Annotated in this window: 10 protein-coding genes and 1 tRNA gene; 6 read left to right on the forward strand and 5 right to left on the reverse strand. The window is 71.1% G+C overall.

Going from position 1 to position 11,974, the window contains the following annotated elements; all coding sequences use genetic code 11:
• Positions 1-39: 39 nt before the first annotated feature.
• The 3 genes from NKI68_RS14150 to mbhE are packed head-to-tail and all read right to left on the reverse strand — an operon-like array spanning position 40 to position 3,268.
• A complete protein-coding gene (locus NKI68_RS14150; RefSeq protein WP_254543745.1) occupies positions 40-393 on the reverse strand; it encodes a sodium:proton antiporter in 354 nt (117 codons plus the stop codon).
• Positions 390-866, reverse strand: coding sequence for an MnhB domain-containing protein (locus tag NKI68_RS14155; RefSeq protein ID WP_254543746.1), 477 nt, complete (start codon positions 864-866; stop codon positions 390-392). The genes NKI68_RS14150 and NKI68_RS14155 overlap by 4 nt, the downstream gene beginning before the upstream one ends.
• Positions 863-3,268: a hydrogen gas-evolving membrane-bound hydrogenase subunit E gene (gene mbhE, locus NKI68_RS14160; protein WP_254543747.1), complete on the reverse strand. Its 2,406-nt coding sequence runs from the start codon at positions 3,266-3,268 to the stop codon at positions 863-865. Before mbhE ends, NKI68_RS14155 begins: the two co-directional genes overlap by 4 nt.
• A gap of 195 nt (positions 3,269-3,463) precedes the next feature.
• Here mbhE and NKI68_RS14165 point away from each other — a divergent pair, with 195 nt between their 5' ends.
• From NKI68_RS14165 to NKI68_RS14180, 4 genes are all read left to right on the forward strand, one after another.
• On the forward strand, positions 3,464-3,952 hold the full coding sequence (locus tag NKI68_RS14165) for a hypothetical protein (RefSeq protein WP_254543748.1): 489 nt from the start codon (positions 3,464-3,466) through the stop codon (positions 3,950-3,952).
• The gene (locus NKI68_RS14170; protein ID WP_254543749.1) at positions 3,949-5,880 is read left to right on the forward strand and encodes a hypothetical protein; all 1,932 of its coding nucleotides are present in this window, start codon (positions 3,949-3,951) and stop codon (positions 5,878-5,880) included. Before NKI68_RS14165 ends, NKI68_RS14170 begins: the two co-directional genes overlap by 4 nt.
• Positions 5,881-6,018: 138 nt before the next feature.
• On the forward strand, positions 6,019-6,582 hold the full coding sequence (hpt, locus tag NKI68_RS14175; RefSeq protein ID WP_254543750.1) for a hypoxanthine/guanine phosphoribosyltransferase: 564 nt from the start codon (positions 6,019-6,021) through the stop codon (positions 6,580-6,582).
• A 105-nt stretch (positions 6,583-6,687) separates the two neighbouring features.
• The gene (locus NKI68_RS14180) at positions 6,688-7,386 is read left to right on the forward strand and encodes a type 1 glutamine amidotransferase domain-containing protein (RefSeq protein ID WP_254543751.1); all 699 of its coding nucleotides are present in this window, start codon (positions 6,688-6,690) and stop codon (positions 7,384-7,386) included.
• A 369-nt stretch (positions 7,387-7,755) separates the two neighbouring features.
• On the opposite strand, the gene NKI68_RS14185 is transcribed toward NKI68_RS14180, so the two are convergent.
• Positions 7,756-7,830: transfer RNA gene (locus NKI68_RS14185), tRNA-Met, on the reverse strand.
• A 177-nt stretch (positions 7,831-8,007) separates the two neighbouring features.
• Here NKI68_RS14185 and NKI68_RS14190 point away from each other — a divergent pair.
• Both NKI68_RS14190 and NKI68_RS14195 read left to right on the forward strand, forming a co-directional pair.
• Complete coding sequence (locus NKI68_RS14190) at positions 8,008-10,428, forward strand: DUF2298 domain-containing protein (protein WP_254543753.1); 2,421 nt, start codon at positions 8,008-8,010, stop codon at positions 10,426-10,428.
• Between the two features lie 96 nt (positions 10,429-10,524).
• Positions 10,525-10,671, forward strand: a complete 147-nt coding sequence (locus NKI68_RS14195) for an AbrB/MazE/SpoVT family DNA-binding domain-containing protein (RefSeq protein ID WP_254543754.1) — start codon at positions 10,525-10,527, stop codon at positions 10,669-10,671.
• Between the two features lie 220 nt (positions 10,672-10,891).
• On the opposite strand, the gene NKI68_RS14200 is transcribed toward NKI68_RS14195, so the two are convergent.
• Positions 10,892-11,944: a M42 family metallopeptidase gene (locus tag NKI68_RS14200; protein WP_254543755.1), complete on the reverse strand. Its 1,053-nt coding sequence runs from the start codon at positions 11,942-11,944 to the stop codon at positions 10,892-10,894.
• Positions 11,945-11,974: the final 30 nt, after the last annotated feature.

An 11,974-nucleotide genomic window follows, 5' to 3' on the forward strand; every position in this document is an offset into this window, starting at 1 on the left:
CGCTGGCCGGTGCCACCCCGGCCTGGAGCAGCGACGGCGTCACAGCTCCACCTCCTCCTCGCCGAGTTCGCGCAGGTCGATGGTGCCGTGCTCCTCGTAGACGCGGTAGGTGAGCACCAGCGCGAACGCCGTCGTCCCGAAGCCGATGACGATGGCGGTGAGCACCAGCGCCTGCACGAGCGGGTCGGTCACCGTCGACGGGTCGACGTGGCCGCCGTGCCCGAGGACGGGCACCGACCCGGTCAGCCCGCCCATCGTGACGAGGTAGACGTTCGTCGCCTGGCTGATGATCGTGACGCCCCAGACGACCCGGACGACGTCGCGGCGCAGGAGCAGGAACGTCCCGACCGCGAACATCGCGCCGAGGACGACCGCGAGGACGACCTGGGTCATTCGCGACCCACCACCGCGAGGATCGTCAGGAGCGCCCCGACGACGACGAAGTAGACGCCGAGGTCGAACCAGAGCGCGCTCGCGATCTCCACCTCGCCGTACAGCGGCACGTGCTCGACGAACACGACCACCTGGGTCAGGAAGTTCCCGCCCAGCGCGATGAACGTCGCGCCGGCGACGGCCGCGAGACCGAGGCCGAACGTGAACGTCCGGCCGTACTCGGCGATCGCGCCGCCCTCGAACTCGGCGTCCGAACCGACGTGGAGCAGCTCGCGCTGGACGTAGTCCTGACCGAAGACGATGTAGACGAGCGCGAACGCGACCACCGTGAGCACGCCCGCGATGAACCCGCCGCCGGGCAGGTTGTGCCCCTGGATCAACAGCGCGACGGCCGTCAGCAGGACGATCGGGACGACCGCGCGCGCGACGGTGCGGGCGATGAGCGTCGTCGGGTGGTCGGAGCCCGAACTCACGCGCGCTCACCCCTGTTTCGCATCCCGACGAGGGTCAACACCGCGAGCGCCGCCATCGCGATCACCGAGATCTCGCCCATCGTGTCGAAGGCTCGGAAGTCGACCAGGATCACGTTCACGATGTTGCTCCCGCCGCCCGCGTCGACGATGAGGTGGCCGTGCTCCTCCGGGACGGGTGCGGTCTCGACGAAGAACGTCGCGATCCCGTCCTCGGGGCTCGCCGCCGTCGTCAGCAGGACGGTGAGCGTCACCGTCCCGCCGACGATCCCCGCGACGACCGCGTCCGGGATCGCCTCTCGGCGGTTCAACTCGCCGTAGAACGCCGGGAGCTTGTCGAGCACGAGCAGGAAGATCAGCAACACGAGCGTCTCGATGACCAGCTGGGTCAGCGCGAGGTCCGGCGCGCTCGCGAGGATGAAGAAGATCGCCACCATGAAGCCGACGATCGAGAGCGTCAGCACGCCCGCGACGTGCGAGGGAGCGACGCTCACCGCGACCGCGCCGATCACGGCCACGAACGCGACCACCATGATGGGGAGTTCGAGGCCGACCCCCGTGATCGCCGGGAGCCCGACGCCGCCGACGACGTACCCGGAGAGCGCGAGCGCACAGACCGACAGCAGCACCGTCGCGGCGTAGGTGCGGAGCTGCCGGGTCTGGACGTACGCCGGCACGAGGTCGCTCCCGACGGCGAGCGCCCGCATCGAGCCGTCGTAGTAGGCGTTCGGCGAGAGGACCGGGACCGAGGCGAGGCGTCTGACGCCGAGGTGCAGGCGGTCGTAGAACGGGTACGCCGCCGCGCCGATCGCGATGGTGACGGCGCTCATGAGCACGTAGGGACTGAGCGTCGTCGGGAAGTGGAGGTCGAAGTCGTGGGCGTGGAGGAGCACGCTGTCGAGCGCCGGTTGCGCGACGGTCGCGACGAACACCTGCGGCAGCAGCCCGGTGTAGGAGAGTGCCGTGTACGCCCCGATGACCGTCAGCGCGAGCGGCGGTAGGAGCATCGGCAGCGGCGGGCGGTGGACGTGTCCGAGGTCGTCGGACCGCTCCCCGAGGAACAGCGAGAGGAACTTCACGGAGTAGAGGAACGTGAAGACGCTCCCGAACACCGCCACGACGGGCAGGAGCCACCAGATCCCGCCGAGGTCGTGGGCGACCTCGTAGGTCGCCTCGAACAGCAACTCCTTCGAGTAGAACCCCGCGAACGGGGGGACGCCGGCCATGCTGAGCGCGGCGATCGCCGTGACGCCCGCGGTGATCGGGAGGTCGTGGCGCAGCCCTCCCAGCTCCGAGATGGCGCGCGTCCCCGCCTCGTGGGCGACGATGCCCGCGACGAGGAACAGCGTCGCCTTGAACACCGCGTGGTTGAAGATGTGGAGGACGCCCGCCTCCCCGCCGTAGAAGGTCTCGAGGCCGAAGCCCGCGACGATGAGACCCAGGTGGGAGGCCGTCGAGTACGCGAGCAGCTCCTTGATGTCGGTCGCCCCGACCGCCAGTATCGCGGCGACGGTCATGGTCAGCAGGCCGAGCGCGGCGAAGAACACCATCCACTCCTCGGTCAGCAGGAGGGGGCGGAACCGCCCGACGAGGTAGACGCCCGCCTTCACCATCGTCGCGCTGTGGAGGAACGCGGAGACGGGCGTGGGGGCCTCCATCGCGTTCGGTAGCCAGACGTGAAGCGGCACCTGCGCGGACTTCGCCGCCGCGCCGATCCCGAGGAGCACGAGCACCGGGACGTAGAGGCCGCGCGCTTCGAGCGCCTCGCGGACCGCCCCCGCGTTCTCGATCAGTCCGGGTGCGTTCTCGGTCCCGAACAGCGCGAACGTCGCCTGCCCGAGCGCGTCGGGCGAGACGTAGTTGAGCAGGAGGAACCCGACGAGCATGAACAGCCCCCCGGAGACCGTGATGAGCATCGACTTGCGCGCCGCGTAGAGCGAGGAGTCGCGGCGCTGGTAGTGGCCGATGAGGACGAACGAGGAGACGCTCGTGAGTTCCCAGAAGACGAACAGCGCGACGAGGTCGGCCGCGAGCGCGATCCCGAGCATCGCGCCCATGAACACCAGCAGCGTGGTGTAGTACTTCGCCTGCCCCGGCTCGCCGTGCATGTACCCGCCGGAGTAGGTGAAGATGAGGACACCGACTCCGCTCGCGAGCAGCCCGATGAGGAACGCCAGCCCGTCGAGATAGAGCACGAGCGAGACGTCGAGGGAGGGGATCCACTCCACGCTGACGGTGCCCCGGGTCCCGTACTGCGTGAGCAGGAGCCCGAGACACCCGGCGGCGATCGCGGCCGCGTAGTACGCGGTCCGCTCGCCGAGCCAGCGGTAGACGAGTGGGGTCGCCGCCGCGCCGACGAACGGGAGCGCCAGCACGGCGAGGAGAATCGCCGGTTCCGGTTGCACAGTAAGAGGAGCGGGCGAGGCGCGCTTAATAGTTCTCAAACGCCACCGACGACGGGAGCGCGCGGTAGCGACGGCGACGCGGCCTCTCGTCCCCGCGAAGGTCTCCACGCGCCCCGTTACCTCGATCCTGTCGACCACCCCACACGGTCACCCCGACCACACTAACTTATATTCTTGTATGTCACGTTTTAGATAATGAACCTCCGCGCGACACCGACTCGCGTCACGGTCGGGATCGTCGTCGCGACGCTCCTGCTGTCGGGTCCCCACGGCGTCGTCGATCTCACGCCGGAACGGGGTTCGGGGTTCGGCTCGGGCGAGGGGGCGGCGTCCGTGCGCGACGTGGCGCTCCCGGACGCCGCGACGCTGGAGCGCGGTCGCTACGGCGCGGACGCCTACGCGCTCTCGGTCCCTCCGGCACGGGCGACCGTGCGCGACGTGACGGGACGGCCGATACTGGTCTACGCGGTGAGCGTCCCCGACCTCGGGTACTCGCGCGTGACGCTCCGCTCGCTCGACGCGACGACGACGGGGCGGGTGGAACTCGCGCTCGCCCGCGACGCCTTCGCGCCCGACCGGATCGACCGGGCGACGTACGAGGCGGAACTGTCCCTGACGCTCCGATCGGGCGAGGAGGTGACGGTCCTCCGCCGGGAGACGGTGACCGTCGAGGTGGTCGGGTGAGCGTCGTCGGACGGCTCGACCGCCGACGCGCCGACGCGGCCGCGGGACTCACCGCCGCCGCGCGCGCGGCGGGCCGCGCGCTCTTCGGCGACCGCCTCGGGGTCGTCGTCTTCCTCGCGACGACGCTGTTCGCCCTCTCCTGCTGGCGGGTCGGCTTCTTCATCACCGACAACTACACGATCGCCAACGCGCTCGTCGGGGTCTCGCGGGGACACCTCTGGATCCCCCCGGCGGTGACGTACGGCGGTTCGCCGGATACCCCGGGGATGCACCTCGTCGGGGGGCGGCTCTACGGGCGCAACTACGGCCACGTCTTCCTCGCGCTCCCCCTCCTCCGGGCGGTCGAGGCGGTCGCCGCCGTCGCCGACCCGCGCGTCGCGCTCGCCGCCTGCTACGGCCTCCTCCTGCTCGCCCTCTCGACGGCGATCGGGCGGATCGCGGGACGCCGACGCGCGTTCGAACTCGGCGGGAGCGCGCTCTCGCTCGCCGTCTTCGCCGCGAACCTCGCCGTCGCGACGCCTCTCGATCCCGTCTGGTTCCCGATGCTGGCGCTGCAGGCGAGCACGATCGTCGCCGCCGGAATGGTCGCGGTCCTCCTCTACCGCCTCGTCGCGCGCGCCCACGACCGGCGCGCTGGACTGTTCGCGGGGCTCGCGGGCGTCCTCGCGACGCCGGTCGGGTTCTGGGCGTCGATCCCGAAGCGCCACGTCGTCGTGACCGCGCTGACCCTCGCCGCGCTCTACTCGCTGTACCGGAGTCGCGAGGGCGACCCGACGTCGGAACGACGGTTCCGGGCGCTCGCGTACGCCTGGGTCGCGCTCCTCGCGTGGGTCCACGCGCCGGAGGCGCTCGTCGTCCTCGTCGCGCTGCTCGCGGTCGATCTCCCCACCGCGCGCGCGAACGACCCGCGGACGCTCGCGACCGTCGCGGCGGCGTTCGGGGTCGCGCTCCTCCTCTTTCTGCTCACGAACGCGCTCGTCGTCGGCACGCCGATCCAGCCGCCGCGCCTGTGGCCCGACTACGCCGGGGGACCGCTGCCGCCGGTCGCGGGGGACGGCGGGGCGACACCGGGCCCGGGCACCGGCGGCGACTCCGCCGTCGGCGGTCCCCGCGGGGCTCGCTCGCCGGACGCCCCCACCGGACGGCCGGATCCGAACGCGGGCGGCGGCGTCCTCGGGAAGGTGGGCGTCCTGCTCGCGCTCCTGACTCGCGGGGCGCGCGCCGTCGTCGAACGCCCGGCGCGCCTGCGCTACACGTTCCTCAGGAGCGGGACGATCCCGGGCGTGGACGAACCCGGGATCGGTCAGGCGATCAACCTCACCGTCCTCGAATCGGTCCCCCTGCTCGGGGCGCTCTGTCCCCTCCCCGTCGCGCTCGCCCGGCACCTCCGCTCCGGACGGCGACTCCCCGACGGGCGCGACCCGACGGTCGTCGCCGACGCCTTCGCGGTCGCCGTGAGCGTCGGCCTGACGCTCGTCTACCTCCCCCGCCTGCCGCTCCACGCGCAGGTCACCGTGCGCTATCTCCTCCCGCTGTTCGCCCTCGGCGTCTACGGCGTCGCCCGACAGACGCCGGTTCGGCGCGTCCTCGCCGCGCGGGGGCCGCTCGTCGGGTGGACGGTGGTCGTCGGTGTGCTCGTCGGGGGACAGGCCGTCTTCGCGTGGCTCGCGCTCACCGACGCGGCGCTCGGCGAGGCGATGCAGTTTCACGCGTGGCTCGGCCTCGCGACGGCCGGCGGACTCGCCGCGTGGCTCCTCGTCGCCCGCGCCGGGCGGTTCCTGCCCCGCGTCGGTGCGGTCTGCCTCGGCCTCGCGCTGGCCGCGGGCGCGGACCTCGCGCTGTTCGCGTCGTTCGTTCACTTCGCGGACGCGGGCGTCCACGCCCTCCCGCTCGCCCGGGCGCTGGCCGCCGCGCTCGCCACCGGGTGACGACGGGTCGATCGCGACGGCGACGTGTGACGAGGCGAGCGGCGACGCGAGGCGACCCGACGACTCCCCGGCGTGCGACGGGGAGTCAGTCCCGTCGCGTACCACCGTCATTTTTACCACCCACCGAATAGGGGCGACATGGACAAGCTCGCCCGGTCACTGCGCGAGGCACCGATCATCGAGAAGGGGGACTACCACTACTTCGTCCACCCCATCAGCGACGGCGTGCCGATGCTCGAACCCTCGCTCCTGCGCGAGATCGTCATCAAGATCATCCGGAAGGCGAACTTAGAGGAGGTCGACAAGATCGTCACGCCCGCCGCGATGGGCATCCACATCTCGACCGCCGTCTCGCTCATGACCGACATCCCGCTCGTCGTCATCCGCAAGCGACAGTACGGGCTGGAGGGCGAGGTCTCGCTCGCGCAGGTGACGGGCTACTCGGAGAACGAGATGTACATGAACGACGTCGCCGAGGGCGACCGCGTGCTCGTCCTCGACGACGTGCTCTCGACCGGCGGGACGCTCCGCGGGATCACCCAGGCGCTCGAGGAGGTCGGAGCCGACGTCGCCGACATCGTCGCCGTCATCAAGAAGGTGGGCGGCGAGAACGCGATGGCCGACTACGACGTGAAGACGCTGATCAACGTCGACGTCGTCGACGGACGGGTCGTCATCGTCGACGAACACGGCGACGGGTGAATTTCGAGGGAGGACGGCGAATCGGCGGGCGACATAACGGGCGCGAAAGCGGCGACCGGCGCGGGGTAACCCACACTTTTCCGGAGGGCGCGCGTAACGACGACGATGGCATCAGCGCTGTTCGTCGTAAGCGAGGAGGGGTACTGGGGCGAGGAGTGTATCGAGCCGCTGACGACGCTCGACGAGGCGGGCGTGGACGTCACGGTCGCGACGCCGACCGGAGGCCCGGCGGTCGTCGACGAGCGCTCGGTGGACCCCGAGACCGTCGGCGAGGAGACCGCAGAGCGGATCAGGGAGGTACACGAGACCGACGAGCGGCTGAACGACCCCGAGGCGCTCGCGACCGTCGACGCGGCGGACTTCGACGCCGTCGTCTTCCCCGGCGGCCACGGCACCGAGTGGGACGTGAACCAGGACCGCCACGCGCGGGCGCTCCTGCGCGACGCCGTGGAGAACGAGGGAAGCGTCGCGCTCGTCGTCTGCCACGCCGTCGGCCTCCTCGGGTTCACCCGGGCGAGCGACGGCTCGTTCCTCGTCGAGGGGCGCGACGTCACCGGCTTCCCGAACGACTGGGAGGAGGGCATCGTCGACGAGAACGACCTGATGCCCGACGGGCGAAAGCTCCCCTACTGGGTCGAAGACGAGGTGATCGCCGCCGGCGGCGACTGGGACGCCGAACTCGACGAGGACGTGAGCGTCACCGTCGACGGCGACCTCATCACCGCCCGCGGCCCGGAGTCCTCGGCCGCCGCCGCGAACGAACTCCAGCAGGCGCTCGCGAGGGACGCCGACGCAAAGCCGTAGGCCGGTCGCGCGGTCGAATCGCTCCGGAAACGATCGGAAACGAATGGCCGATTTTCTACGTGGGATCGCGACTCGACGCTCGGTGTGTGGATCCGAGAGAAGTAGCGGGAGGTAGATTCGAACTACGCGGACTCGCTTCGCTCGTCCTCTCGTTCAAATCTACTCCGGACGATATACACGGAACCACGTAGGGGCGTCGAGCTAAAACTCACGCCCGGAGCGTGGGTCTGAGAGAAGTAGCGGGAGGTAGATTTGAACCACGGTCGCTCATCCCGCTCGCTCCCTGATTCAAATCTACTCGACGCTATCGTCGTGGCGCACGGCTCACGACTCGCTTCGCTCCTCGTTCGCTGTGTGCGCCACAGAAGATAGCGGGAGGTAGATTTGAACTACCGATCTCCGGGTTATGAGCCCGGCGGAATCTCCTGGCTATCCCATCCCGCTACATCTTCGTACCGCACTCGGGTAAGTAAGGGTTGTGATTCGACCGCCGTCTGTCACTCGGGGGCATCGGTCACCGTCGCGACCGGCGAGACGGTCGGTCGCGAGGACGGCGTCGGGCGTCAAGGCGTCCTCCCCCTCGGACGGAAGACGTATGCGCGAGGCGACCGGTCACCGGACATGGAGTGGGGGCTCGTCGCCCGGTGGCTCGTCGTCTCCCTCGGCCTGTTCGCCGCCGGGCTCCCCGTCGCCGCGGCGCTGACGCCGCGGCTCCCCGACCGCGGCGCGGGGATCGCCCTCCCCCTCTCGCTGCTCGTCGTCGGGAGCGTCGCCTACTGGGTCGGCCACCTCGCGTTCGGCCCGATCGCGCTGGGCGCGGGGCTGCTCGCCCTCGCCGGGGCGTCGGCGCTCGCCCACCGGCTCGGGGCGCGACCGCACGGGCGGCGCGCGGTCGAGACGGCGCTCGTGTTCGCGGTCGCCTTCCTGTTTCTCGTCGCCGTCCGCGCCGTCGATCCGGCGGTCCACGCCACGATGGGCGAGAAGTTCCTCGACTTCTCGCTCCTGCGCGCGCTCCTCCGGACGGAGGCCCTCCCCCCGCTGGATCCGTGGTTCGCGGGCGAACCGGTACGGTACTACTACGGCGGGCACCTCCTCGCCGCGCTGCTCGCTCGGCTGACCGACATCGAGGCCCGGTTCGCCTACAACCTCGCGCTCGCCGGGTTCTACGCGACCCTCGTCACCGCGGCCTACGGCCTCGCGGGCGCGCTCGGCGACGCGAGGGGGGCCTCCCGACGGACGGCGGGTGCGCTCGGGGCGTTCTTCGTCGGGTTCGCGAGCAACCTCTACACGCCGCTGCGCGTCCTCGGCGCGTTCCTCCCCGAATCTGTCGCGGAGGCGGGTGCGGTCCTCGTGGGCGTCCGGGGATTCGAGGCCGCAGGCTACCGGCCCGTCGCCGACTTCACGTACTGGGGGGCGAGCCGCGTCGTCCCGGGGACGATCAACGAGTTCCCGCTGTTCGCGTGGCTCAACGGCGACCTCCACGCCCACATGACGAGCGCGCCGTTCCTCCTGCTCGCGGCGACGCTGTGTTACGCCTACTTCCGGACGCCCGCGGCGGCGCACCCGCGACGATGGGCGCTGCTCGCCGTCCTCGCGCTCGACGCCGGGTTCGTCGCGGTCGTCAACACGTGGTCGCTCCCGACCGTGCTCGGCCTGACGTGGCTCGCGCTCGCCTTCGCCCCGGCCTCGCCCGCGACGCTCCTCCCGCGAACGCTCGGCGGAGCGCCTCGCCCCGACCGGCGCGACTCGGCGGGCGACTCGGTGGAGGGCTCGCGCGGGCGGCGAGTCGCTCGGCTCGGCCGCGAACTCCGCCGGGACGGATCGGCGCTCGCCGTCGTCGTCGCGCTCGCGCTCATCGCGCTGCTCGTCTCGCTCCCCTTCTGGACGACCAGCGCGAGCGCCCGGTCGGTCGCCCTCGTCCCCCCGGGGGATCGAAGCCCGATGTACGCGCTGCTGGTCGTCCACGGGGGATTCCTCGCGGCGTTCGTCCCCCTCCTCGCGCGACGGACGAGGGCGGTCGCGGGGGACCCGCGGGCGCGGCGGCTCGCGTGGGGGGCCGCCGCGGGGGGCATCGCGCTGTGGCTGCTCGGGTTCGCCGCGCTCGGCCTCCTCCTGCCCCTCGCGCTCTGCGCGTGGTGGCTCCTGCGCGCAGACCCCGACGACGGGACGGCCTTCGCGACGCTCCTGATCCTCGCCGCGGCGGGGCTGGTGATGCTCGTGGACCTCGTCTACGTCCGGGAGCGGGCGGGCCCCGGCCGGATGAACACCGTCTTCAAGACCTACGCGCAGGTGTGGGTGCTCTGGTCGCCCGCCGCGGGGGCCGCGCTCGCCGGCCTCGCTCGCAGTCCCGGGTCGACCCCAGTCGGGGCGTCGTTCCGGCGCGCCGCCCGCGGTTCGTTCCCCGGGAGGATCGGGGCGAGGGCGAGCAGGGAGAGGGGATCGGGGCTTACCGCCGGGCGCGTCCTCGTCGCCGCGCTCGTCCTCTCGATGTCGGTCTACGGCGCGCTCGCGCTGACCGACCACTTCACCGCCAACCCGGGGCGCTACGACGCCGAGGCCGCCGAGGTGTACCCCCGCACCGACGACCCGACGCTCGACGCGCTCGCGTTCGTCGAGACGTACCACCCCGACGAGTACGAGGCGATCCGCTGGCTCGGCGCGCGCGAGGGGCGGCCCGTCGTCGCCGCCGCGCCCGGCCTCGACAGCTACGGGTGGACGAACGCCGAGACGACGCTCACCGGCCTCCAGACCGTCGCCGGGTGGCGACACGAGGTGGGCTACCGCGGTCCGGAGGCCTACTCCGCCCGAGTCGAGGACGCGGATCTGATCTTCACGGGGACTCCCGCACAGCGCGCCCGTCTGCTCGATCGCTACGACGTGCGCTACGTCTACGTTGGCCCGAACGAGCGCGAGCGCTACGGGACGGTGTCGTTCGAGGACGTACCCGGCGTGCACGTCGAGCGGCGGTTCGAGGACGTGACGATCTACGAGGTGGAGCGGTCGGCGGGCGACGATCCGCCCTCCGATGCGGAGGAACGATGAAGAGCGAGGAGCAGGTCGTGAAACAGGATCCCGCTGGGTGGGCACACGACAATTACCCGGGTAATCGTTATCCGTCCGAGGGGTGTATTCGCGCACATGGCGACCGAGGACGACGAGACGACGGTGAACGGGAGTTACGCGGTCACGATCCCGGCGTCGGTGCGGGAGGACCTCGACCTCGAACCGATCGACATGGGTGAGACGAACGCCGTCGAGATCACCGAGGACTACGACTGGTCCTGAGTGCAGCGCTGACGCATCCGGGATATTTGAGCGGGGGAGGAACCCCGCTGGCGCGTTCCTCTGTTGCACCCGCGAGCGAGACTGCCGAGCGTCCGCGCCGCGAAGCGGCGCGGTTCACCGCGGACGCTCCGCGTCCGCGGCCTTTTTTGGTCCAGATTTTTTGGCGGGGGTCGAGCGGCCGCCTTCGGCGGCCGCGAGGCCTCCGTGAAAAAAGGTGGTTTCAGAGCGTGTAGTCGTTCTCGCCCGTCTCGCTCTCTAAGAACGCCGTGATGAGGTCGATGGCCGCACTGACGTCCTCGCGGTGGGCGCTCTCGGTGACGGTGTGGAGGTAGCGCGTGGGGATCGAGATCGCGCCGACCGGCTTCGCGCCGTAGGAGTTCTGGAAGCCCGCCGTGTCCGTGCCGCCGCGGGGGAGCACCTCCGGCTGGACGGGGATCTCCCGCTCCTCGGCCACCGCTCGGAGGCGGCGGTTCACCTTCGGGTTCGTGATGACCGACGAGTCCTTGAGCTTGATCGCCGCGCCCTCCCCGAGGCGGGTGACCTGCTCTCCCTTCTCCACGCCGGGGAGGTCGCTCGCGACGGTCACGTCCATCGCGATCGCGAGGTCGGGATCGAGGTCGACGCCGAGGGCCGCCGCGCCGCGCAGGCCGACCTCCTCCTGGACGGTGGCGGCGAAGTGGATCGTCGCGGTCGGGTCCTCGATGCGGCGGGCGGCCTCGAGCACGGCGAACAGGCAGACCCGATCGTCGAGGGACTTGCCGGTGACGAGGTCGCCGACGACGGTCGTCGTCTGGTCCATCGAGACGAGGTCGCCGACCGAGACGCGCTCCCTCGCGGCGTCGCCGTCCATGCCCAGGTCCACGTAGACGTCCTCGACTTCGAACTCGTCGCCCTCGTCGTCGGACTCGAGGTGCGGCGGGGGCGAGCCGATGACGCCCGGCAGGTCGCCGTCCTCCGTGTGGACGGTGACGCGCTGGGCGCGGAGGACGTCCGCGTCCCACCCGCCGAGCGCGTCGATCTGGAGGAACCCCTCGTCGGTGACGTGCCGGACCATGAAGCCGATCTCGTCCATGTGCGCGCCGACGAGGACGGCGTAGTCGCGCTCGCCGCGAATCGTCCCGACGACGTTGCCCATCGCGTCCGAGCGGACCTCGTCGGTCGTCTCCGCGAACTCGCGGCGGACGATCTCGCGGACGCGGTCCTCGTACCCGGGAACCCCCCGCGCTTCCGTCAGTTCCTTCAGAAGGTCGTAGTCGAAATCGAACTCCGCCATACCCACGGTCGGCGCGGTCGCAGTATAGGC

This window comes from Halomarina pelagica (genome assembly GCF_024228315.1).
In the GTDB taxonomy this organism is placed as follows: Archaea; Halobacteriota; Halobacteria; order Halobacteriales; family Haloarculaceae; genus Halomarina; species Halomarina pelagica.

Excerpts from the sequence above, each read along its gene's own strand:
- hpt (WP_254543750.1), top strand. The coding sequence starts at position 6,019 with ATGGACAAGCTCGCCCGGTCACTGCGCGAGGCACCGATCATCGAGAAG.
- NKI68_RS14195 (WP_254543754.1), top strand. The coding sequence starts at position 10,525 with ATGGCGACCGAGGACGACGAGACGACGGTGAACGGGAGTTACGCGGTC.
- NKI68_RS14200 (WP_254543755.1), bottom strand. The coding sequence starts at position 11,944 with ATGGCGGAGTTCGATTTCGACTACGACCTTCTGAAGGAACTGACGGAA.
- NKI68_RS14190 (WP_254543753.1), top strand. The coding sequence starts at position 8,008 with ATGGAGTGGGGGCTCGTCGCCCGGTGGCTCGTCGTCTCCCTCGGCCTG.
- NKI68_RS14150 (WP_254543745.1), bottom strand. The coding sequence starts at position 393 with ATGACCCAGGTCGTCCTCGCGGTCGTCCTCGGCGCGATGTTCGCGGTC.
- NKI68_RS14165 (WP_254543748.1), top strand. The coding sequence starts at position 3,464 with ATGAACCTCCGCGCGACACCGACTCGCGTCACGGTCGGGATCGTCGTC.
- NKI68_RS14180 (WP_254543751.1), top strand. The coding sequence starts at position 6,688 with ATGGCATCAGCGCTGTTCGTCGTAAGCGAGGAGGGGTACTGGGGCGAG.